The sequence below is a fragment of the Flagellimonas sp. genome, assembly GCF_965601775.1.
Lineage (GTDB): Bacteria > Bacteroidota > Bacteroidia > Flavobacteriales > Flavobacteriaceae > Flagellimonas.
In genome coordinates this window covers 753,911-778,042 of sequence record NZ_OZ271837.1, presented here as the reverse complement: position 1 = coordinate 778,042, position 24,132 = coordinate 753,911, and the positions used below count along the sequence as shown (strand labels likewise).

The following is a 24,132-nucleotide window of genomic DNA, read 5'->3' as shown; positions in this document are numbered from 1 at the left end:
TAATTCCTTACTGTAGCACAGAAAATTCAATACTGGAATCGGTGAACACCGTATGGGTCTGTGTCTTAAAATCCTCCTCTTCCGCCTTGAAGATGTTCTCCACATAGGTTTGGGGATTTAAATCTATCAACGGGAACCACGTACTCTGCACTTGAATCTGCAGCTTATGACCTTTTTTGATGGTATGGAAAACATCCTGTAATTTTAGATTAACAGCTGTTTTCTTGTTAGGAATAAATGGCTCGGGTTCAGAAAAGCTATTGCGAAAACGGCCTCGCATAACCTCACTACGTACCATGAGATGGTAATTGGACAGTTTTAAATGATCTTGCATTTCTTCGTTGGTCTCCACATCATTCGGATGAACATCAATCACTTTTACAATCCAATCTGCAGCGGTTCCTGTGGTGGCCACATTCAGTTTGGCCATGATATCCCCGGCAAGGGTAAAATCTTCTTCCATTACCTCGGTTTCAAAAACCAGCACATCCGAACGGCGTGCTGCAAATCTTTGGTCATCGGTCATGTATTTTCTAGGGGTAAAGACACTTTTGATGTCCTCAGAGTAGGGAACCGGTTTTTTTACATCGCTGATAAACTGAATTGAGGAAGTTGCCGTAGGCTGTTCTGCCAATTTCTGATTTTCAGAAAGGAAGAAGGTCTTTTTTACGCTTTGTTCTGGAGGCCATGCATCCATTGTGGACCATTCTTTTTTACCAGAATCAAACACGTAGGCTTCGGGAAGCCCGGTATTGCCATCCCCATCTCCTTTTAAAAAGTGATTGAAAAATTTGGTCTCAATTTTTTCCTGAAAAAACTCAGAAATAGAATCCCCAAAATAGTAGTTCCCTACGGCGTTTCTTCCATTTCTTCGCGCCCATGCACCGTGGTCCCATGGTCCAAAAACCATAGTATTGTAATTTCCTTCATTGTACTTTTCGATGTTTTTGTAGGTTTCCAATGGGCCATACAAGTCTTCCGCGTCAAACCATCCTCCAACAATCATCGTAGCCACATGGCTTTTTACATCCTTCAAGTGTTGAATGATTCCCTTACTTTGCCATAATTCGTCGTAGTTCGGATGGTCCTTCAACTCATTCCAAAAGAAATCATCGGTAACTCCCTCTGGTCGTATTTTAGGGGTATCAGCGGTTTCGTATTCAAAAAAGGAATTTAGATTTTCCAAAGGCCCTGAATCCAAGAAAAATTGATATTGGTCCTCCGTTCCTATATCTGGCAAGTTATACCAAGCCGTGTCAATAGGACTATCGTTATCAGGTCTTGGTGTGCCAAAAAGTGAGGTTGCCCTAAAATAACTCAACAGATAGGCCCCGTTGTGGTGGAAATCATCAAAGAAGAAATCTCCGATACAGGCTTGGGGTGATGCGGCTTTCAATGCAGGATGCGCATCCACAGTAGCATAGGTAGCATAAAAACCAGGGTAAGAAATGCCCCAAACACCCACTTTTCCGTTGTTGTTTTCAACATTGTTCACCAACCATTCAATGGTATCATAGGTATCCGAGCTTTCATCAATATCTTTTTCTGAACTTTTATTAGGAATATAGGCACGCATGTTATCATAGTGTCCCTCGCTCATCCATCGCCCCCGTACGTCCTGATAGACAATAATATTTCCTTCCTGCATTAAATGAATATTGGGCCCAATTTGTGTCCTAAATTGGTCCTCGCCATAAGGTCTGGAACTGTAGGGTGTGCGTTGCATTAGAATTGGATATTCCTTTGAGGTATCCTTTGGAGAATATATGGTAGTATGCAGTTTGACCCCATCCCGCATTTCTATATCAACTTCTTTTTTGGTGTAGTGAAGAGCTACGTAGTTTTCTTCTATTTCAACCTGTGCGGTCTTTTTCTTGCACGATTGAAACACACAACCTAAAACAAACACTACAACTAAAATGCGGAATAAACCTCTCATAAAATCTTGAATTTACCGAATGCCTAAAACTACGAAAAACCATCTTATCCCAACAGGCCAGCTGACCATTCTTGTTCACCATGATACAGGCAACATTGAAGTTTGTTTGAAGCTGAAAAAAACAATTAAATTCGTCAGAAGTTTTAATGAGCATATCCCTCTCAATTAGAAATAAATGGCGGTTAGAAAAAAGAGAAAATACAACGATTTTGGTCTGGGCACCAAAAATGACATAGGAGGTTATCGGGCCCTAAATAAAGATGGGTCTTTCAATGTAAAGAAAGTAAACGTTCCATTTTTTGAGCGATTGAATTTTTTTCATTCCCTGATAACCATGTCTTGGTCCCGCTTTTTTGGTTGGATATTAGTGGCCTATTTCACTATCAACATCCTTTTTGGGGCAATTTATTGGTCAATCGGCGTTGAAAATCTTACCGGAATTCGAGCGGCGTCCAATTTTGACAAGTTTATGGAGGGCTTTTTCTTCAGTGCCCAGACGATTACCACATTGGGTTAGGGAAGAGTGGCGCCAATGGGTTATCCAGCCAATATCGTGGCCGCAATTGAATCTATGTTGGGACTGCTTGGGTTTGCATTGGCTACAGGATTGCTGTACGGACGTTTTTCCAGGCCTTCCGCCAAAATCCGATATAGTGAAAATGCTGTGATTGCTCCTTACAGAGAAATCAATGGTTTTATGTTCCGAATCGTAAACCCTCAGAAAAATCAATTATTGGAGCTTGAGGTGCGAGTCAATCTTGCCATGCAACGTAAAAATTCGGAATTAAGGGACTTTCATTCACTTGAACTGGAAAGGGACAAGGTGGCTTTTATGCCGTATATGTGGACCATCGTACATCCCATTTCAGAATCCAGTCCATTATTTGGACTTTCTGATAAGGATGTGCTGGAAAAGGATGCCGAATTCATCATTTCAATGCGCGCATTTGACGAATCGTCATCACAAACCGTATATTCCCGATCTTCCTACAAGGCTTCAGAAATAATCTGGGGTAGAAAATTCGTCTACGCTGTCACCAGGGAAAATAGAGGTATTACCATTGATGTGAGTCGCATTAATGAAACCGAAAAAGCAAGTCTAAACGCTTAGACTATAAACCAAAAGCAGCTTTGACTTTGTCAACCATGTCCAATTTCTCCCAAGTAAAAAGCTCTATTTCCTTTTCTACTCGCCCATTATAAGGAGATTCAAAAACCTTGGTTACTGTTTTTGGAGTTTTTCCCATGTGTCCATAAGCAGCAGTTTCCAGATATATTGGGTTTCTAAGCTTCAGTCTTTCCTCTATAGCAAAAGGTCGCATATCAAACAACTGTGATGCCTTTCGAGCTATTTCTCCATCATTCATATTCACATTTGCTGTACCATACGTATCCACAAAAATAGATGTGGGCTCCACTACCCCTATGGCATAACTTACCTGTACCAAAATCTCATCTGCAACACCCGCAGCTACCAAATTCTTGGCGACATGTCGCGCTGCATACGCAGCACTTCTATCTACCTTGCTTGGGTCTTTTCCACTAAAAGCCCCACCTCCGTGGGCACCTTTTCCACCGTAGGTATCCACAATAATCTTACGTCCGGTCAGTCCCGAATCACCATGAGGTCCGCCTATTACAAATTTCCCTGTCGGATTGATATGATAGGTAATATTATCAGTAAACAATTCCTGAATTTCGGAAGGAAGCAAAGCTTTTACCTTTGGAATAACAATATCGATGATATCCTTTTTGATTTGAGCCAGCATTTTTTCGTCAGTATCAAAATCATCATGCTGTGTTGATACCACAATGGTATCAATTCTTTGTGGTACATTATCGTCTGAATACTCAATGGTCACCTGCGCCTTGGCATCAGGTCGCAAGTATGATATTTCCTTCCCATTTTTACGGATATCGGCCAAAACCTGAAGTATTTTGTGCGAAATATCAAGGGCCAGAGGCATATAGTTTTCTGTTTCCTTGGTAGCATAACCAAACATCATTCCTTGGTCACCCGCTCCTTGCTCTTCTTTGCTACCTCTATCTACGCCTTGGTTAATGTCCTGTGACTGTTCATGTATCAATGAAATCACGCCGCAAGAATCCCCGCTAAACTGATATTCTCCTTTGGTGTATCCTATTTTATTGATTACATCTCTGGCAATGTTTTGGACATCCAGATACGTATTACTCTTCACCTCTCCGGCGAGAACTACTTGTCCTGTGGTCACCAAAGTTTCACAAGCCACTTTGCTTTCTGGGTCAAATGCTAAGAAGTTATCTAAAAGTGAATCACTAATTTGATCCGCTATCTTGTCAGGGTGTCCTTCACTTACAGATTCGGAAGTAAATAAATATGGCATTCAAAATTTGTTTACAGGAAGATTTGACGAATGCCCGGAAGAAAGTTTACTTCACTTTTTAGCATTTTTTTCCGAGGTTGCAATCAGTCAAATCTTTCCTCATTTCGAATGGCAAAAATATGGCAAAAGCTAAACCCCACAAAAAAACCAAATCTAAATATGGCTGTTTACAAATCATATTTAACCTTAAATAAGATGTACCTGGGCTGTACAGCATATTGGGAAGTCCTGAAAAACAAATCGTTAAACGTATCTTGGTTCAAATCCTGATTGTTAGTCAAATTTGTGGCATTTACGCTAAATTCCCATTTGCTATCAGGCTTTTGATAAGACAACGATGCGTTAAGAAAGCCGTATTTATTTTCAATGGTTTGGTTTCTGTCTCTATAAAAATAATAATCGTAATCGGCTAGCAGGATAAACCCTTTTAGGAAGGCAAAATCCAGTTTGGCAAAAGGTCTATCCGTAAAAAAAGTGGTTTCCGTTCCCCCAGTGTTGTAGTTGTTCACTGTATACCTATACCCTAGTTCTAAATTGGGTGCTTTGGTAAAGCTGCTACCCAGGGAAGCAGTATAATCCTGGGCAAATGATTCGGAATTTTGTGGAATATCATTTACAATATTAAAAGTGTTCGAATAAGAAAATGTACTGCGTGCGCTGATCTTAATCCTTCCAAAAGTCCGTTGATAACTTCCTGTTCCACTTAGGATTTCATCGTCCAAATTTGAGTTGATTGAAGTATTAACCTGATTGATTCCAACAATACCAGTATTGGTCTTAAAGGCATCTATCCTTTTGGAATAAATGATGTTAGCAAAAATATTCTGCTGATTGAACATACTGAAACTAAAGAAATTTAATTGCGCCCGATGAAAAAGCGCGCTTTCCAAATCTCGATTCCCGCGATAAAGGGCGTTGTAGTTGGAAAAAACAAATCCACTGGCCAATCGATTGATATCTGAAAATTCCCGCTGAATGGTATAAGAGAAACGAATACTTTCCGATTGTTTCAACTGAAGGTTCACAAATACATCCGGTACAATATTGAAGAGAGTATCCTCGACCTCGGTATCCAATTGCTGATTTTTTGCCTGATAACTATGCACATGAAAACCAGGATTCAAAGTGAATTTCCCAAAAATCAATTTGTAATGCAGTCCGAAGTAATAATCCGAAAAATTGAATTTTACCTGGTTGCCCAACTCGTCATCTTCAAATGTATTTTGGTCACCTCCATCCAAGATTTGAAAGATAGAGGAATTGAAACGCTGACTACTTTGAATGGTACCAAGGGTAAAATTCAAATTACTTTTTGGTCCCAATACCCAAAAGTAATCCAACTTGGCATCTAACCGATTGGTCTGGGTGTACTGCTGTTGGGCAATGTCAAACCTATTTTGCATGATATCCGTAGGCAAAATCCCAGGAAAAGGTTGTTCATCCCGAACAACATTGTAAAAAGGGTCTTCTTCCGAATACTCATATTGTGCTTCCAACGCAAAAATGTTCTTGTCATTCAGGGTATAGTATAGATTTGAATTTTGCGTAACTGTTAGCGGATTTTGATTCTGATTTTCGAAAATTGAATCCGTAACGTCGGCTACGGAGAGGGTGTTCGTCTCTTCATCTTCATCTACACGGCGCATAAGAACCTCATAATCCCACTGCAATTTGTTGGAAGGTTTATAATTGGAAGTAAGTTTGGCCAATCCAAAACTTGTGGACTGGTCTGCCAGCGTTTGCGTGCTTTCAACTTCATTCGTGGATATAAAAGTTCGAGTAGCCGTTGTCTCCAGCAAGGTGTTCGTGTTCGAAAAAATTCCATATCCCGTGATTCTCCATGAACGGGAAGGTTTATAGCTAAAATTAACTGCTCCAAATTCACTTTCAATAGAATTTGCCCTATTATTTTGAACGGTGCTCAAACCCAAACCTGAAGCACCGGTTGTAAAAGAAGTACCCGTATTAGTACGTACATTACCTCGGGTTCCACCTGTAAAATTCCAATAATCCCTCAAAGAAAAAGGAACCTCTCCCACATTGTTCAAATCCGTCAGTACATTTAAACTGAACTCTGGACTGTAATAAAACAATTTTGGATGTGCCACATACCTTTCATCTGGTCCAAGACCACCTGTGATTTCACCAAACCAAAATTTCTTTTTGCCCTCTTTCAACTTAATATTCAAAGCAACATTATCTTGATTGTTGGTCAGGCCGCTTAGCTGTGAGACTTCACTGTAATTGCGTAAAACCTCTACCTTATCCAATGCATTGGCAGGAATATTTTTGGAAGCCAATTTTGAATCACCATCAAAAAAATCGTCGCCTTCAACCATCACTTTGGTCACCGCTTTACCTTCAACTTCAATCTCACCATCATCATTCACCTCTATTCCAGGAAGTTTTTTAAGTACATCCGCCAGTTTTTTCTCAGTGCCAGAAACAAAGGAATCGGTATTGTAAACAATAGTATCCCCATTTATGGTAATAGGAATTTCGTAAACCAATTCCACCTCATCCAGATTTTCAGGTTGGGAGAATAGGGTAATATCCAAGTAAATATCTTCCTCTCGAGTTTGCAGTTGTATTTCTTGGGTTTCAAAACCTAAATAGCTCACTTTGAGGACATACTCCGTATTCTTTTTTACATTGATTTTGAACTCTCCCTGCGGTGTTGTAATCCCAAAGCCATCCAAAGCCTGAGTAGTCTTGTTAATCGCAACAACATTGGCAACATCCAAGGGGTTTTGTAAACTATCTGTTACTTTTCCTGATATTCTTACCTGACCAAAGGCAATATTCGCCCATGCCAAGCAAATTGGCACTAAAAAATGCTTCAAATTCATCTGAAATTTTTATCCGCCAATCATGATTCTGGCTCCATTCCCACGGCCACCCGAGCGGAATCGCTCTGACATTTCTTCCATTTTCTCAGCGAGTATGGCATCATACTCTTCTTGGGATACTTGTTTGCCTTTTTTAGGGGCTTCAATTTTTAGTTTCTCCTTGGAATTAAGCACCAACTTGGAACACAAAATGGCGGTTCTACCATCATTGACCTCCAAAATTAATCCTGGTAAACCCCAATAGGGCCCAGGCCCTTGGTTTACTGGTATCTCAGGAGCGTACCATGCAACAACTTCCAAATTCTCCGGTTCTTCTATTCTAGCTAGTATTGAATTACTATTGGAACTACCCTGTGCAGTAGAATCTTTGTCCTCTTCTTGGTTTGGCGCATTATTTCGGTTCATAGCATTGCGCATTCTGGTCAACATTTCTCCATTGACCTGTCTTGTGGCTGTGGCTTTGTAGCACGTATAGTTTCCAATTTTTTTGGTTTCCGTACCCAACTTCCAATCCCAAGTAGTCAAACTATCTTTAATCAAGAACATTTTGCCAAACATCTCGGTCTGATTTGCATATTCCTGATCTTGAATATTCTTGTAGTACTCTCCGCCACCAACACCCGCAAAAGCCATCCTAAAACCACCTTGTGTCCCCGGAGCTTCGAGTTTCTCTTCTTGAGTATATACCGAGGCTGTTCTATCAAACACAAGCTCAAAACTTTGTTCTGTCCTACTTTTTATCCTATCCCGGATGCGTTGTTTCATGGCTTCTGATATCTGACGATCATCCAGGTTGATTTCTACATTGGTTTTAGTCTGATACATTGCTTTCCCTTGAAAATCTTGCGCAATGGCAACCGAGGTAAAAGAACAAACGAGCAATAAGTGTATCCAGTGTTTTGTTTTCATCGTTGTATTTTTTTGATTGAACGCATCACAAAAATGAAACACTAACTTCAAATGCATGGTTAACAAGTGTTAACGTGTGTTAAGCGTCCAAAAACCTCAATTCATATTTATAGATTTGAACGATGGAGTCCAAAAAATACACGTATATCCTTTACTTGATTTTAGTTACCATTTTGGCAACTATTGCTATTCAGGTGTACTGGAATATAGGGAATTACAAAACCAACAAACAGACCTTAATCAATGAGGTTCAAAACAGTTTTGATAATAGTGTAGAGGCTTACTACGCCAACTTGGCAAAGACAGACTTTTTTACGTTTCTTGATAGGGATACTTTGAATTTTAAGAAAAAGGAAGGGTTCGTTAGTATCATTCAAAGTGACAGCATAATCAATATTGACATTAAGCAAGAAAAAGGGGAGGAAGCTATTCGACAGGTCCTTGAAGGACTGGATAGTGCTAAAATCAGAATCAAGCCTCGAAGACCATTACGACGGTTTGCCAGAATGCATTTTCTTCAGAAAAAGATGCGGGACAGTTCTGGGCCTTTTCGCAAGCTATTCAATCGATTGATTACCTCAGCTTCTAGTCAAAACTTGGATTTTAGCAAATTGGATAGTCTATTAAATCGCGATTTGATGCAAAAACAAGTGGAGTTGGCCTATGAACTGAATTACTTTGAAGATGACTCTTTAGTAAGTACTATTTCAAGGGGTCAAGCAAAAAGTTATCCGTTAACAGCAGTATCCAAATCAAACTACCTAGTTGACTTTCAGAAACTTGAACTCAACTATAATAACCCCGTTTTGGCTATACTTAAAAGAAGTCTTACTGGGATTGTCCTTTCGCTTCTGCTTTCAGGATGTATTATTTACAGTCTCTTTTATCTTTTGCGAACCATTAGAAAGCAAAAACAGCTATCAGAAATCAAGAATGACCTGATAAATAATATTACCCACGAGTTCAAAACGCCGATTGCCACGGTGTCCACCGCTATTGAGGGTATAAAAAACTTCAATGCACTCAATGATACTTCTAAAACTGAGAAATATCTGGATATTTCCCAGCAACAATTAAAGAAGCTGCATACCATGGTCGAAAAATTATTGGAAACTGCCACTTTGGATAGCGAGCGTTTGGTACTTGAAAAAGAACCTCATGACCTTGCTGTTTTAATCGGTTCAGTTGTAGATAGGTTTAAGCTTATGACGGAAAAGACCATTGTTTTTAAAAACAATTCCGAAAAGTTGGTGAAAGAAGTGGACCCTTTCCATTTTGAAAATGTCATCTCGAACATTTTGGATAATGCGATTAAATATGGCGGGGACCGTGTGGAAGTTTCCTTAGATTCAATACTGGATAAATCAGTGATTACGATTGCCGATAATGGAAAAGGGATTGGCAAAAAACAACAGGACAAAATATTTGATAAGTTTTATCGCGTACCTACTGGAAATCAACATGATGTAAAAGGCTTTGGAATTGGTCTTTTTTACGCTAAGAAAATAGTTGAGAAACATGCTGGAAATCTGACCTTGGTGCCAGACACTTCATATACTATATTCAAAATTGAGCTATGAGTAATCCCATTAAAATACTTTTAGCTGAAGATGAACCTGCTTTGGGACAAATTGTAAAGGAAAGCTTGGAAACGCGCAATTTTGAGGTGGTCTTATGTGAAGATGGCATTCAAGCCCATCAAAGTTACTTGGAAAATAAACCGGATATTCTGGTATTGGATGTGATGATGCCCAAAAAAGATGGCTTTACCCTGGCTGAGGAAATTAGAAAGGAAAATATCGACATTCCCATCATTTTCTTAACCGCAAAATCCCAAACCAAAGATGTGGTCCATGGTTTTCAATTGGGCGGTAATGATTACTTAAAAAAGCCTTTCAGTATGGAAGAGCTCATTGTCCGTATTCACGCCTTACTAAGCCGTTCTGCAAAAAAACAACAAGACAACCTGCAAATTGGAAGGTTCATTTTCAATTATACCAAGCAACTTTTGACCTTTGAAAATGAAGAACAAAAACTTACCCATAGGGAGGCAGAATTACTCTATCATCTTATAAAAAGGCAAAATGATGTTCTGGACCGCTCGGAAATATTGAAAAAACTATGGGGAGATGACGATTTTTTCAACGCTCGTAGCATGGATGTGTTTATCACCAAACTCAGAAAAAAGTTGAAAAAAGATGAAAACATACAGATAATCAACGTTCGCGGAATGGGCTATAAATTGATTTGTTGAGTTAAGCTTCATTTCATCTGAAATCTTTCCTCCAACTCAATATACTTTGTATATTGCGCCCTCCGTTTTATTTAAACACTACTTAAAATTAATCCAAAATGCACATTGCCGTAGCTGGAAATATTGGAGCAGGAAAGACCACTTTAACCAATTTATTATCAAAGCACTATAAATGGGATGCACATTTTGAAGATGTGGTGGACAATCCATACCTCGATGATTTTTACACCCAAATGGAGCGTTGGAGCTTTAATCTGCAAATCTATTTTTTGAACAGCCGGTATCGTCAGATTTTAAAAATCAGGGAAAGTGGTAAAAATGTCATTCAAGACCGAACTATTTACGAAGATGCCCATATTTTTGCGCCCAACCTTCATGCGATGGGCTTGATGACCAATCGTGACTTTGAGAACTACAAAAGTCTGTTTGAACTCATGGAAACTTTGGTGCAACCTCCTGATTTGCTTATCTATTTGCGAAGCTCAATTCCCAATTTGGTGAACCAAATTCACAAGCGTGGTAGAGAATATGAAAATACCATCTCCATTGATTACCTCAGCCGCTTGAATGAACGATACGAAGCTTGGGTGGACACCTATGAAAAGGGCAAGCTTCTTGTTTTCAACGTCGACAACCTAAATTTTGTGGATGACCCAGAAGATTTGGGGCAGGTTATCAACCGCATTGATGCAGAACTACACGGTTTATTTTAGATTTTTTTCCACTTAAGGTTTATTCACTGGTTCTACAGTAGCATTCCCTCATTTTAGTTTTCGCTGACTCTATATTTCCCATAAGTTCATCATCAGTAACAACAAAAATGATGTAGTATGGAAACTAAAAAGAACCGTGAGCTTCAACTGGAACGCAATTCCAGTCTCTATTTTGCCATTGGTTTGGCAGCTATTTTAGGATTGATTTACTTGGCTTTGGAATGGAAGACCTTTCATGAGCCGCCAGAATATGCACAAACTTTATTTAGCCCAGATGATATAACAGAAGTAGAACCTCCTGTTATTAAATTACCTCCTCCGCCTAAGCCGAAAATCCAAACGCCTCCAATTATTGAAATTGCTCCTGATGATGATGACATCGTGGAAACGATAATAGAATCCAACGAACCAGACCAGGACACCGAAATAGCGGATGTGAGTGATATCGAGGTAATTGATGATGACATTCCAGATGAAGTATCATTTATAGTAATTGAAGATGTCCCTGTTTTTCCAGGTTGTGAAAACGCCAATGACAAGCGTGCCTGCTTTCAAGAAATGATGCAAAAGCACATTCGTAAAAACTTTAGATATCCTGAATTGGCACAAGAAATGGGATTGCAAGGGAGGGTGAACGTGGTATTCACCATTCAGAAAGATGGAAGTATTGGAAATGTTCGTATGCGAGGGCCTCATCAACTTTTGGAACGGGAAGCGGAGCGGATAATCTCAAAACTTCCTCAGATGACTCCTGGTAAGCAGCGAGGTACTCCTGTTAAGGTTCCTTTTGCTATTCCCATCACTTTTCGACTTAATTAAAATCATAAAAAAACCACGCTTAAAGCGTGGTTTTTGTCTTTTAAATAAAAGGTAGGTTTACTCGTTTGCCTTCAAGGCTTTTTGTTCTTCAACCCATTTTTCTACCTCTTCTTTAGTCTCAGCAGAATAAGCAGAAACTGCTTTTTTCTTTTCTCCATTAACTTCACTTACGGTAGTCATAACAGCCTTAAAAGCACCATCAGCGGTATTGCTGATTTCAACTTTTATTTGTTTTTCTATCTCTTTGGATTCTTTCATGCCATCCGTGGTAATGGAAATAGTAGTACCATCTGCTTTTATCATACTTACTTCGTCAGCAGGCGAAAGACTAACCAAACTTGGAGCAATTACTAAGGCTACAACAGACATCAATTTCAATAAGATGTTCAAGGAAGGGCCTGAAGTATCTTTAAATGGGTCACCAACTGTATCCCCAACAACTGCAGCCTTGTGTGCATCAGAACCTTTGCGGCCTTCACTTTCAATAGTTTTCTTGGCGTTATCCCATGCACCTCCAGCATTGGACTGGAAGATAGCCATCAAAACACCGGCAGTAGTTACACCTGCCAATAGACCTCCTAACATTTCGGCACCCCCAATAAATCCGACAGCAACTGGCACGGCAATGGCTAAAAGACCCGGAAATACCATTTCCTTAATGGAAGCTGTGGTTGAAATCGCCACACACTTATCATATTCAGCAACACCATCGGCAGCATCAAAAGTAGCTCTTTGGGCATCGGTTGCTTTGGACATATCTGAATCAACAGCTCTCATCACTTCCAAAGCCGCTTTCAATTGAGGAATATCCCTAAACTGACGACGTACTTCTTCAATCATAGCCATGGCCGCTCTACCTACCGCGTTCATGGAAAGGGCAGAGAATACGAAAGGAAGCATACCTCCTATCAGCAAACCAGCCATAATATCAGGTTGAGAAACATCAATGGACTGAACACCTGCAGTTTTCATAAAGGCAGCAAACAATGCCAAGGCAGTCAATGCTGCAGAAGCAATAGCAAAACCTTTACCAATGGCAGCAGTTGTATTCCCTACCGCATCCAATTTATCAGTACGCTCACGAACTTCGCTTGGCAATTCAGCCATTTCAGCAATACCTCCAGCATTATCAGAAATAGGTCCATAAGCATCAACAGCTAACTGGATTCCCGTATTCGCCAACATTCCTACCGCAGCGATGGCAATTCCGTAAAGTCCTGCGAAATAGTGGGAAACCAAAATTGCAGCGGCTATCAAGATAATAGGAATAGCGGTTGACATCATTCCAACACCTAATCCTGCGATGATATTGGTTGCAGCACCAGTATCTGACTGACGTACTATTGAATTTACTGGTTTTGTTCCTGTACCTGTGTAGTATTCGGTTACCTTACCTACAGCAAGACCTGCAACCAAACCTGCGATTGTAGCCCAAAACACTCCCATAGAAGTGAACTCTTTTCCACCTTCTACCCAAGATTCAGGCAACATACCATTAATCAAGAAGTAGGAAGCTACCAACATTAAACCTGCAGAACCAAATTCTCCAATATTTAATGCGGTTTGTGGATTTCCACCATCCTTCACACGAACAAAGAAAGTACCTATAATAGACATTACGATTCCAACCGCAGCTAAGGCCAATGGTAAGTACACCGCGCCAAGTCCATCAAAAGCAGTTTGGAATTCAGGCAAGGTGGCAAAAACTGCACCCAATACCATGGTACCAATAATAGAACCAACATACGATTCAAAAAGGTCAGCACCCATACCGGCAACATCCCCTACGTTATCCCCTACGTTATCCGCAATAGTTGCTGGGTTCAAAGGGTGGTCTTCAGGAATACCAGCCTCTACTTTACCAACTAAATCCGCACCAACATCAGCAGCTTTGGTATAAATACCACCACCAACACGTGCAAAAAGTGCAATGGAAGAAGCTCCCAAGGAGAAACCAGAAAGTACATTTAATACTTCGCCAAGTTCCCAGCCTTGTCCACTGTAAATCATAAAAAGTCCACTAAGACCTAGAACTCCAAGTCCTACAACCCCAAGACCCATAACGGCACCACCAGCAAAAGCTACTTCCAAGGCTTTTCCTAGAGAGTTTCTAGCTGCGTTTGTGGTTCGGACATTCGCTTTAGTAGCGACTTTCATTCCGATAAATCCTGCCAAAGCAGAACAAATAGCACCTACAATAAAGGACACGGCAACCATTCCATTGGAACCTGTTTCGTTGCTCCCTTTAAAGAAAAGCAAAATGGCCACGGCCACTACGAAGATGCTCAATATCTTGTATTCTGCCTTTAAGAAAGACATGGCGCCGTCAGCAATGTTTTTGGCAATCCTTGCCATTTTTTCATCACCAACCTCTTGTTTTGAAACCCATACGTTTTTGATAAAAACATACAGCAGTGCCAAAACACCAAATACGGGCAGAAACTGAATCAATAAATCCATAGTTAATTAGTTATTTAAGAATTTTTTAATGGTGGCAAAAGTAGTAAAATACCCACTAATAAAAAAAGCGCTTTTGGGGTTCAAAAGCGCTTTTTTCAGCCGTTTATAGTATCTAAATTGTAAATGTCCTCTTCTTTTTGTGGTCGCTTTCTTCGTAGCGCTTCACACATTGGTGATAAATCTTTACAGCCTCATCCACATTACCCCATCCACCGGTGTCAACCTTCTTCTCTTCCAAGTCCTTATATACCTGAAAAAAGTGCTCGATTTCCTTTAAACGATGGGGGTTCAAATCACTAATATCTGTTCTTTTGCTCCAAATGGGATCATTTACCGGAACACAAATGATTTTTTCATCCGGTCCTTTTTCATCCGTCATATGAAAAACTCCAATAGGCTTTACTTCCATGACCACCATGGGATAAGTGGGCTCAGTTCCCAAAACAAGTACATCCAATGGGTCCTTATCCAAAGCTAGGGTCTCTGGAACAAAACCATAGTCCCCTGGATACATCATTGAAGAAAAAAGAGTTCTGTCAAAACGAATCTTGTTCAATACAAAATCATATTCGTACTTGTTTCGACTGCCTTTAGGGATTTCTATCAGAACATCAAAAGTTACTTGTTTCTTGGCCATATCATTTGTTTTTGCAAAAGTAGACAGTTTGCACAGACTTTAGTCCAATTTCCCCAATTCCAAGGTTAATTAAAATTTAAATCCGAAGGAACCTGTGATACCGAATCGTCGTGCATCCGGATTATCTAAATAATTTCCTCTGAAATTAAAATCGATACGCAGAATTTTGAAGATATTACCAATCCCAAAAGAATATTCCCAATAAATCTGTTCATCAGGGGCAAGGAGTGGAATATTCGAGGGTGCGTTCAGTGCTATATTCTCATCAGATATTTGACCCCAAGCGCCGCGCAGCCCTACTATTTCCCTTAAGTTGAGTTTTCGTAAAAGAGGAATTCTAGAAAACAACCTTCCGTTAAAATTGTGTTCCAAGTGCAAAGTGGCATAGGTATCAGTCACAAATTCATAAAAATCCAGGTTAGGAAAGGTGTTGTAAATGGAAAACAAGGTTTGGTTACCAGGTACTACACTCAATAAACTTAATGGAACTTCTCCGAAAGTCTTTCCCAATTCAATGGTACTGGTCAGCCTACCAAATCCACCGACCTGCCAAGGTTGGGTATATGAAAATTGAAGTTTTTCGTAATCAAAGTCACTTTGCAGAAAACCTTCTACCCCTTTAGTATAATTTAAAAGTAGCGTGCTGTGGTTATCATTTATATTGACCCTTTCCACACCATACCCAATAGTACGTTTGCCAGGGGTATAAATCAGGGTGGTATTCACATCAAACTGTTCCACTTCGGATGAAATACCCGTCGGGGAGGTTGGATCAATATAATCCAGATTAAAGGCTTCGGGCAAGGCTGAACTCAAGGTCCTAAAAGACCCTCCGACCCGTATTCGCAAATTGGTAACAGGTTCAATCTCAAAATTAAGGGTGGACAAGTTGATATTGGTCAATCTATCATTGGCTCCGACGGTAACCAGGGAAGAAGATGCAATACTACGCCCCAAAACGTCATTTGTACTGGTCAAACTGAGTCCCAATTGCTCAATATCCCGCCGGTTTCCTCCAGAGAGGATAAGCCTCGTTTTTCTATCCAATAAAAACTTCCCGGACAGACCATGTTTAAACTTTCTATCTGAAAAACCGTAGGCCATATACCCTTCCAATCGCCAGGTATCATTCTGCCCAAAGTAGGTCCGTGCCCCTGCCCTGACCCGATATCCTTCCGCATCGTTGAATCCAAACGTACTGTAAATATTACCGATATCCAGATTCCACTTATCGATTTCTATATATCCCGAACCCAATACACTTACAATATTATAATAGGTCTTGAACTTGGGTACTGTTTTAAGGGTATCCAAAAGTTTGAAAATTCCCGATTCATCCTCATTGAGCCTTTCCAAACGGGCGTTCTGCCAAAACACACTGTCCCTGGCAAAAACCCTAGGATCATATGGATCGGCAACCGCTTTGTAAAATGCTTCCCCTCGAGGTACATCAAACTCGTAATTATCGTACACCGTGGTACGTTTACCGTAAACCCCCCTTGATTTTTCTTTTTTGGAAAAACTGAAATCACTCAACATATAATCCCGTTTTAGCAGAAAAACAGAATCATTGACCACATCAAAGTCTTGTTCAATATAAACCTCCTTTACCCAATTTATATTGGCACTTTTAGTCACTTGAAGATTGATTTTTTTTATGGCGAAGGTGGTATCATTTACCCAAAAGTCTCCTTTAAACGTAAGCTCATTCTTCCTACGAGGATAGTAGATAATGTTGTAACACCACTTGTCATCAATAAAGGTACTATCTGAAAGTACGTAGTTATAGGTATCGACACCTGTTTTGGACAGTGGGCTGGTAAAGCTTTTATCGAAAAACTTAAGGTAATTATTATAAATGTCATAATCGGAATAGAGGTCCTCCACAAAAGCGGTAATCGCCTGATTTCCTTCAAAACCTGAATTTTTACTTCCCAAAACATCCTCTTTTTCCTTTTTAATTATGTTATCTCCGTATACTTTGGAAAAATTTTCATTTAGGAACAAAGGCAAGTAGGTTTTTCCCGTGATTCGCGAGGTATCCAAATCATCAAACACAAATTCCAGTCCTTTAAAAAGTCGGCTCTTGATTACATTACTATCTATGGTATTGAGGTCAAATTCAATCTTCTCGTACTTATCATATTTGTACTGTTTGAATTTACGAACCCCATTCTCCCTTTTTTTGGCCCATATCCTTTTAAGGATTTCTATTGCCGGGTTGTTCTTTTTGGATTGTTTTCCGGTATAAACCACTACCTCCCTAAGTTGTTCCGTAGATTCGGTCAATTGAATCTCCATATTGTAATTCACCTTTTGAGGAAGTTCAATTTCTGCAGTCTCGTATCCAATGAAAGATACCACCAGGGTGGTGTACGTATTATCAGATTCCATATAGAACCGTCCATTATCGTTGGTAATAGTACCTTCGGATGAATTTTTAAAAACCAAATTGGCAAAGGCAATTGGGGAGCCGGTATCATCTAATACGATACCCCCAACTTTGGTTTGGGAAGAGACTACAAAGCAAGAAACTGTGAAAATGAAGAAAAGGAACTTTCTCATGTTTTGATAGCTACGCCAATTGAAATCCTATTATAGATTAACAATTGTTTTTGGTCAATTTTGAATTAAGGTAATTTCTTATCAAAAACCATTCCTTTAAAAAAGCCTCATCAACCTAAAGGTCGATGAGGCTAATATACCGTACAAATATACGGTAGTTATTATTCCTTTTATTTATATAACACTTTCTTAACAGCCTTTATAACATCTTGGGCGTTAGGCAACCATTCAGCTAACAAAACTGGGGAGTATGGAGCAGGGGTATCTGCGGTATTCAATTTTACAATGGGAGCATCCAAATAGTCGAATGCCTTGTCTTGAACATGGTATATAATTTCAGTGGCAACATTACCGAAAGGCCAGGCCTCTTCCAAAATAACCATGCGATTGGTCTTCTTAACCGAGTTCAAAATGGCATTGTGGTCCATAGGTCTCACTGTGCGTAAATCAATAATTTCACAGCTAATACCTTCTTTTTCCAGTTCATCTGCCGCTTTGTAGGCTTCTTTGATAATTTTTCCAAAGGAAACAATGGTCACATCTGTTCCTTCCCTTTTAATATCAGCAACGCCTAATGGAATGGTGTATTCACCTTCTGGAACCTCCCCTTTATCACCATACATCTGCTCAGATTCCATAAAAATTACGGGATCATCATCACGAATTGCCGATTTCAAAAGACCTTTTGCATCTGCTGGATTGGAAGGCACCACCACTTTTAACCCTGGGCAATTGGCGTACCAGCTCTCGAAAGCCTGTGAGTGTGTAGCCGCTAGCTGACCTGCTGAAGCCGTTGGGCCTCGAAATACTATAGGGCAGGGAAACTGTCCTGCGGACATTTGTCTGATTTTAGCTGCGTTGTTTATGATTTGGTCAATTCCAACCAGCGAGAAGTTAAAGGTCATAAACTCAATAATAGGTCGGTTTCCTATCATGGCAGAACCAACGCCTATACCGGCAAAACCTAGCTCAGAAATTGGTGTATCCAAAACTCGTTCCGGGCCAAATTCATCCAACATGCCTTTGGAAGCCTTGTAGGCTCCATTGTATTCAGCAACTTCTTCTCCCATCAAGTAAATGGTATCGTCTCTTCGCATTTCCTCGGACATGGCCTCAGCAATGGCTTCTCTGAATTGTAATGTTTTCATTGAGTAGTTTGAAAGGTTTAAAACTGCTTTTCTACTTAAAAAGGCAAGCAAAAATAGGAAATAATACAAGAAGAACCATCCTTCTAAAAACTAAAAAAAAGAACAAAATTTATTATGCATGCATAATAAATTTCGGATTTTATGGCTATCTTTGAAGGGTTAAAATGTAAAAGTATTATGAAGATTTTAGTTTGCATTAGCAACGTACCGGATACTACATCCAAAATCAACTTCACCGAGGGTGATACCAAGTTTGACACGAACGGTGTACAATTCGTTATCAACCCCAATGATGAATTTGGCCTAACCCGTGCCATGTGGTTCAAAGAAAAGCAAGGAGCAGCGGTTCATGTGGCTACTGTGGGCGGACCCCAAACCGAGCCTACCATACGAAAAGCTTTGGCAATTGGTGCTGACGAAGCCATTCGCATCAATGCGGAACCTACAGATGGTTTCTTTGTAGCCCGTCAATTGGCCGAAGTGGTCAAAAACGGAGAATATGACCTTATCATTGCAGGAAGGGAGTCCATAGATTATAATGGTGGTATGGTTCCTGGTATTCTGGCTACTCTTTTAGATATGAACTTCGTAAATACCTGCATTGGACTGGAGGTTGATGATAACAGTGCTACTGCCCTACGCGAAATTGATGGAGGAAAGGAAAAAATCAGCACTTCACTTCCTCTAGTGATTGGTGGACAAAAAGGACTTGTTGAGGAAAGTGATCTTCGTATCCCTAATATGAGAGGTATAATGATGGCTCGTAAAAAGGCACTAAATGTGGTTGACCCTGTTGACGGACCTTCTCCAACACAAGATCAAAAATTTGAAAAGCCTGCCGCTAAAGGCCCAGTTAAGTTGGTAGACGCAGAGAATGTTGAAGAATTGGTCAACCTATTACATAACGAAGCAAAAGTTATTTAATCCAAAAGAATTATGTCAGTACTCGTATATACAGAATCCGATAAAGGAAAATTCAAAAAAAATGCATTCGAGGTAGCTTCCTACGCTTATGCGGTAGCCCAACAATTGGGAGAAACCGTTACGGCCGTTGCCATTAATGCTGAAAATTCGGAATCTTTAGGAACCTATGGAGTTTCTAAGGTTTTAAGCGTATCCAATCCTGATTTGGACACCTTCAATGCCAAAGCCTATGCCAGTGTTGTTGCCCAAGCCGCGGAAGCGGAAGGCGCAAAAGTGGTTATTGTGAGCTCAAGCGCAGACACTAAATTCCTAACCCCCATTGTAACAGCCAAACTAAATGCTGGATATGTTCCCAATGTGGTGGCTGCGCCTGAAAGCACTTCACCGTTTGTTGTTAAAAGAACTGCTTTTAGTAACAAAGGATTTGCTTTCACAGCCATTGAGGCTGAAACCAAAATTATTGGAGTGTCCAATAATGCTTTTGGTACTGTGGAAAATGCTACCTCTGCTTCAGTTGAGACATTTGCACCAGCATTGGGAGATTCTGATTTTACTACCAAATCCATTGAAGTGGACAAAGTAGTGGGAAAAGCTACAATCGCCGATGCCGATGTGGTGGTTTCCGGGGGTCGAGGGTTAAAAGGACCAGAAAACTGGGGCATGATTGAAGAATTGGCTGATGTATTGGGTGCAGCAACCGCTTGTTCCAAGCCAGTTTCCGATTTGGGATGGCGTTCACATGGCGAGCACGTAGGCCAAACTGGAAAACCCGTAGCAAGTAACTTATATATTGCTATTGGTATCTCTGGAGCTATTCAACATTTGGCTGGGGTTAGCGCCTCCAAAACCAAGGTGGTCATCAACAATGACCCAGAGGCTCCTTTCTTTAAAGCGGCCGATTATGGTATTGTGGGTGATGCTTTTGAAGTCGTTCCAAAACTCATCGAAAAATTAAAGGAATTTAAAGCCCAAAACGCTTAAATTTTGTTAATTTGCCCACTTGAAGGGGCTGTTCAGATAATGGGTTGTGCCACTTATTTGAACAGCCTTTTTTGGTTTTAGGAGGAGAATATGAGCTTAGTACGGTTAAAAATAAAGGGGATATCTTACAGCCAAACCCAAAATGGTGCATATGCCCTTATTTTAAATGAGGTGGATGGGGATAGAAAACTACCTATCGTAATTGGGGCTTTTGAAGCACAATCCATTGCCATAGCTTTGGAGAAGGAAATCAAACCACCTAGACCGCTTACGCACGATCTTTTTAAGAATTTTTCCGACCGTTTCCAGATTATTATCAAGCAAGTCATTATCCATAAACTAGTGGATGGTGTTTTCTATTCAAGCATCATTTGCGAAAGAGATAAGGTTGAGGAAATCATTGATGCACGAACTAGCGATGCGATTGCTCTGGCCCTACGTTTTGACGCTCCCATTTTTACTTACAAAAATATTTTGGACAAAGCGGGTATCTTCTTGAAATTTTCCAACAAAGAAGAAGATGAAAATGATGATGACAGCATTGTTGTGGATGAAATACTCCAGGAAGGCGAAACTGTAGAAATTGAGTCTGGAGCCGCTTCCCAAGGGTATCGAGAACTCACTTTGGAAGAATTGCATAAAGAATTGGACAAGGCCGTAGCCAATGAAGACTACGAAAAGGCGGCAAAAATTCGGGACGAAATCTCCAAGCGTAAATAAAGTATACCATATGGGTAAACACTACAAAGGTTTTTTGATACTCCTGTTTTTGATATGTGCCCATAGCTTTGGACAAAATTCCCTTCCCGTAGATTCTCTGAATCTAGCAGTAGACACCACCATCATTGATGATTTATCGGTCAAGGAAACTCCGGAATTGGTGCCCAACCAAGGGTTTTCCATCAACAGTTTGTGGCGCGGGGCATTGGGTATGGCAGTTTTGGTATTGATTTCATTCCTTTTTAGCTCAAACCGAAGAGCCATCAACTGGAAAACAGTTGGAATTGGTTTGGGCCTGCAACTCTTAATAGCCATAGGAGTGCTCAAAGTTCCTTTGGTTAAATTGATTTTTGAAAAAATAGGAGAGGTCTTCGTAAGTATTCTCGACTTTACCCGAGCTGGAAGCAAATTCCTTTTTGAAGGCTTGGTAGTGGACATGGACACTTTTGGGTTCATTTTTGCATTTCAGGTATTACCCACAATCATCTTTTTCTCGGCACTGACCTCGGTACTGTTCTATTTGGGTATTATCCAAAAAGTGGTGCGCGCCCTAGCTTGGTTGCTTACTAAATCCCTAGGTATTTCCGGGGCCGAAAGCCTTTCCATAGCAGGAAACATCTTTTTAGGACAAACCGAAGCTCCATTGCTGATTAAGGCCTATTTAGAAAAAATGAATAAGTCCGAAATCCTTTTGGTGATGATTGGAGGCATGGCAACCGTAGCAGGTGCCGTGCTTGCGGCTTATATCGGATTTTTAGGCGGAGACGACCCAGCTTTACGATTAGTCTTTGCCAAACACCTTTTGGCTGCTTCCGTCATGGCGGCTCCAGGCGCTATTGTGGTCTCCAAGATTCTATACCCACAAACCGAAAAAGTCAATACTGATGTTCGCGTCTCCTCGGAAAAAATTGGAGCCAACATACTGGATGCTATTGCCAATGGTACAACGGAAGGTTTAAAGTTGGCCATGAATGTAGGGGCCATGCTCCTTGTTTTTGTGGCTTTTATTGCTATGATCAATGGAATTTTGGGCTGGGTGGGCGATTTGACCACCTTGAACAATTGGATTGCGGCCAACTCTCCCTATGATAGCTTTTCCCTTGAAGCCATTTTGGGAACCGTTTTCGCTCCACTAATGTGGTTGATTGGAGTAAACGGGGATGACATTATGTTGATGGGGCAGCTTCTAGGTATCAAATTAGCTGCCAGTGAGTTTATTGGGTATATCCAATTGGCGGAATTAAAAACTATGACCAATACCTTGCATTTCACCTATAACAAATCCGTAATTATGGCCACTTATATGCTCTGCGGATTTGCCAACTTCGCTTCTATTGGAATTCAGATTGGCGGTATTGGTTCCTTGGCTCCTGGTCAGCGCAAAACCCTATCCGAATTTGGGATGAAAGCAGTGCTAGGTGGGTCTTTGGCCTCTTTGCTTTCCGCTACCATTGCGGGAATGATTCTCGGGTAAACGGGGTTAAGGTCTTTTGGTTAAAGGTAAAAGTTTAGTATCTGAGTAAATTAGTAGCAACAACCTCGAAATGAAAAATCAGTTGAACAATGAGGAATTTTCGAGAGTTGGAGGTTTGGAAGGATGCCAGAAAGTTGGTCAAAGAGATTTATGTTTTGACCGAACAATTGCCTGAAACTGAAAAATTCGGATTGACTTCCCAAATGCAAAGATGTGTCGTTTCCATCACCGCAAATATCGCTGAAGGATGTGCAAAATATTCACAAAAAGAATTTGTGCGTTTTCTACAAATTGGATTAGGGTCATCCTATGAACTGGAAACTCACCTCATCATTTGCGCTGATTTACAATTCATTAGAAACACTTCTTCCACTCAAACTATTGAAAAAGTCCAGCTGTTGCAGCGCCGTTTGGCATCGTTGATAAAATATTATAATAAGTAGCCCATCCTGTTGACCTTTTGCTTGTACCTTTTTTACCTTTACCCTTACGATGAAACAATACCACGACCTACTCGAACATGTACTCGAACATGGAAATGCCAAAGGTGACCGCACCGGAACGGGAACACTAAGTGTTTTTGGTTATCAAATGCGGTTTGACCTTGCCGAAGGTTTCCCCATGGTCACCACAAAAAAATTGCACCTCAAGTCCATTATTTATGAACTGTTATGGTTTTTGAATGGCGATACCAATGTAAAATACTTACAGGAAAATGGTGTACGCATTTGGAACGAGTGGGCCGACGAAAATGGTGATTTAGGTCCAGTGTATGGCCATCAATGGCGTAATTGGAATTCTGAAGAGATTGATCAGATAAAAGAGGTAATCCATACCCTAAAACACAATCCGAACAGTCGACGTATGTTGGTTTCGGCCTGGAACCCCAGTGTGTTGCCGGATACTTCCGTTTCATTTTCTGAAAACGTAGCCAATGGAAAAGCCGCACTTCCACCTTGTCATGCTTTTTTCCAATTTTATGTAGCGGATGGCAAACTTTCCTGCCAACTCTATCAACGCAGTGCCGACATCTTTTTGGGAGTACCCTTTAATATTGCTTCCTATGCATTATTCACCCTAATGATGGCTCAAGTATGCGGTTATGAACCTGGTGAGTTTGTACACACCTTTGGTGATGCCCATATTTATGATAATCATAGGGAACAAGTAGAACTGCAACTGAGCCGTGATATCCGTCCCTTGCCCACCATGCGATTGAATCCCGAGGTAAAGAACATTTTTGACTTTACTTTTGACGATTTTCAATTGCTAAACTATGACCCCCATCCGCATATAAAAGGGGTTGTGGCCGTATAGGAATTTCCTGTTTTTGTACTATTTTAGGGGTGTATGGATGTAATTTTCATTCATATA

Annotated in this window: 20 protein-coding genes; 12 read left to right on the top strand and 8 right to left on the bottom strand. The window is 40.4% G+C overall.

Features of this window, described 5'->3' with window-relative positions; all coding sequences use genetic code 11:
* Nucleotides 1–7: 7 nt before the first annotated feature.
* A complete protein-coding gene (locus ACSLUF_RS03700; protein WP_435624784.1) occupies nt 8–1,939 on the bottom strand; it encodes a CocE/NonD family hydrolase in 1,932 nt (643 codons plus the stop codon).
* Between the two features lie 175 nt (nt 1,940–2,114).
* On the opposite strand from ACSLUF_RS03700, the gene ACSLUF_RS03695 reads away from it, so the two are divergent.
* Both ACSLUF_RS03695 and ACSLUF_RS03690 read left to right on the top strand, forming a co-directional pair.
* On the top strand, nt 2,115–2,456 hold the full coding sequence (locus ACSLUF_RS03695) for a hypothetical protein (RefSeq protein WP_435624783.1): 342 nt from the start codon (nt 2,115–2,117) through the stop codon (nt 2,454–2,456).
* Between the two features lie 15 nt (nt 2,457–2,471).
* Nucleotides 2,472–3,050 carry a hypothetical protein gene (locus tag ACSLUF_RS03690; RefSeq protein WP_435624782.1) on the top strand — a complete coding sequence of 193 codons (579 nt, stop codon included), beginning with the start codon at nt 2,472–2,474 and terminating at the stop codon, nt 3,048–3,050.
* Between the two features lies 1 nt (nt 3,051).
* Here ACSLUF_RS03690 and metK read toward each other — a convergent pair whose 3' ends face one another.
* The 3 genes from metK to ACSLUF_RS03675 all read right to left on the bottom strand — a co-directional run bounded on the left by metK (nt 3,052) and on the right by ACSLUF_RS03675 (nt 8,063).
* Nucleotides 3,052–4,305: a methionine adenosyltransferase gene (gene metK, locus ACSLUF_RS03685; RefSeq protein WP_435624781.1), complete on the bottom strand. Its 1,254-nt coding sequence runs from the start codon at nt 4,303–4,305 to the stop codon at nt 3,052–3,054.
* Nucleotides 4,306–4,472: 167 nt separating this feature from the next.
* A complete protein-coding gene (locus ACSLUF_RS03680; protein ID WP_435624780.1) occupies nt 4,473–7,154 on the bottom strand; it encodes a carboxypeptidase-like regulatory domain-containing protein in 2,682 nt (893 codons plus the stop codon).
* 9 nt (nt 7,155–7,163) lie between these two features.
* On the bottom strand, nt 7,164–8,063 hold the full coding sequence (locus tag ACSLUF_RS03675; protein ID WP_435624779.1) for a GLPGLI family protein: 900 nt from the start codon (nt 8,061–8,063) through the stop codon (nt 7,164–7,166).
* A 122-nt stretch (nt 8,064–8,185) separates the two neighbouring features.
* On the opposite strand from ACSLUF_RS03675, the gene ACSLUF_RS03670 reads away from it, so the two are divergent.
* From ACSLUF_RS03670 to ACSLUF_RS03655, 4 genes are all read left to right on the top strand, one after another.
* A complete protein-coding gene (locus ACSLUF_RS03670) occupies nt 8,186–9,643 on the top strand; it encodes a sensor histidine kinase (RefSeq protein WP_435624778.1) in 1,458 nt (485 codons plus the stop codon).
* Nucleotides 9,640–10,317 (top strand): response regulator transcription factor, encoded by a 678-nt coding sequence (locus ACSLUF_RS03665; protein ID WP_435624777.1) that lies wholly within the window; start codon nt 9,640–9,642, stop codon nt 10,315–10,317. The genes ACSLUF_RS03670 and ACSLUF_RS03665 overlap by 4 nt, the downstream gene beginning before the upstream one ends.
* 98 nt (nt 10,318–10,415) lie before the next feature.
* Nucleotides 10,416–11,030, top strand: a complete 615-nt coding sequence (locus ACSLUF_RS03660; protein WP_435624776.1) for a deoxynucleoside kinase — start codon at nt 10,416–10,418, stop codon at nt 11,028–11,030.
* 117 nt (nt 11,031–11,147) lie between these two features.
* Entirely contained in the window at nt 11,148–11,849 is a 702-nt protein-coding gene (locus tag ACSLUF_RS03655; RefSeq protein WP_435624775.1) for an energy transducer TonB, read from the top strand.
* Nucleotides 11,850–11,906: 57 nt separating this feature from the next.
* On the opposite strand, the gene ACSLUF_RS03650 is transcribed toward ACSLUF_RS03655, so the two are convergent.
* From ACSLUF_RS03650 to ACSLUF_RS03635, 4 genes are all read right to left on the bottom strand, one after another.
* Nucleotides 11,907–14,309, bottom strand: a complete 2,403-nt coding sequence (locus ACSLUF_RS03650) for a sodium-translocating pyrophosphatase (protein ID WP_435624774.1) — start codon at nt 14,307–14,309, stop codon at nt 11,907–11,909.
* A 112-nt stretch (nt 14,310–14,421) separates the two neighbouring features.
* Nucleotides 14,422–14,946: an inorganic diphosphatase gene (locus ACSLUF_RS03645; RefSeq protein ID WP_435624773.1), complete on the bottom strand. Its 525-nt coding sequence runs from the start codon at nt 14,944–14,946 to the stop codon at nt 14,422–14,424.
* A 69-nt stretch (nt 14,947–15,015) separates the two neighbouring features.
* On the bottom strand, nt 15,016–17,511 hold the full coding sequence (locus tag ACSLUF_RS03640; protein WP_435624772.1) for a DUF5686 family protein: 2,496 nt from the start codon (nt 17,509–17,511) through the stop codon (nt 15,016–15,018).
* 170 nt (nt 17,512–17,681) lie between these two features.
* Complete coding sequence (locus ACSLUF_RS03635; protein ID WP_435624771.1) at nt 17,682–18,659, bottom strand: pyruvate dehydrogenase complex E1 component subunit beta; 978 nt, start codon at nt 18,657–18,659, stop codon at nt 17,682–17,684.
* A 177-nt stretch (nt 18,660–18,836) separates the two neighbouring features.
* Here ACSLUF_RS03635 and ACSLUF_RS03630 point away from each other — a divergent pair, with 177 nt between their 5' ends.
* From ACSLUF_RS03630 to ACSLUF_RS03605, 6 genes are all read left to right on the top strand, one after another.
* Nucleotides 18,837–19,583: an electron transfer flavoprotein subunit beta/FixA family protein gene (locus ACSLUF_RS03630; RefSeq protein WP_435624770.1), complete on the top strand. Its 747-nt coding sequence runs from the start codon at nt 18,837–18,839 to the stop codon at nt 19,581–19,583.
* A 12-nt stretch (nt 19,584–19,595) separates the two neighbouring features.
* Complete coding sequence (locus ACSLUF_RS03625) at nt 19,596–20,564, top strand: electron transfer flavoprotein subunit alpha/FixB family protein (RefSeq protein WP_435624769.1); 969 nt, start codon at nt 19,596–19,598, stop codon at nt 20,562–20,564.
* 90 nt (nt 20,565–20,654) lie between these two features.
* The gene (locus ACSLUF_RS03620; RefSeq protein ID WP_435624768.1) at nt 20,655–21,284 is read left to right on the top strand and encodes a bifunctional nuclease domain-containing protein; all 630 of its coding nucleotides are present in this window, start codon (nt 20,655–20,657) and stop codon (nt 21,282–21,284) included.
* 10 nt (nt 21,285–21,294) lie between these two features.
* Nucleotides 21,295–22,758 (top strand): NupC/NupG family nucleoside CNT transporter, encoded by a 1,464-nt coding sequence (locus tag ACSLUF_RS03615; RefSeq protein ID WP_435624767.1) that lies wholly within the window; start codon nt 21,295–21,297, stop codon nt 22,756–22,758.
* A gap of 89 nt (nt 22,759–22,847) precedes the next feature.
* On the top strand, nt 22,848–23,201 hold the full coding sequence (locus ACSLUF_RS03610; protein WP_435624766.1) for a four helix bundle protein: 354 nt from the start codon (nt 22,848–22,850) through the stop codon (nt 23,199–23,201).
* A 49-nt stretch (nt 23,202–23,250) separates the two neighbouring features.
* Nucleotides 23,251–24,075 carry a thymidylate synthase gene (locus ACSLUF_RS03605; RefSeq protein ID WP_435624765.1) on the top strand — a complete coding sequence of 275 codons (825 nt, stop codon included), beginning with the start codon at nt 23,251–23,253 and terminating at the stop codon, nt 24,073–24,075.
* Nucleotides 24,076–24,132: the final 57 nt, after the last annotated feature.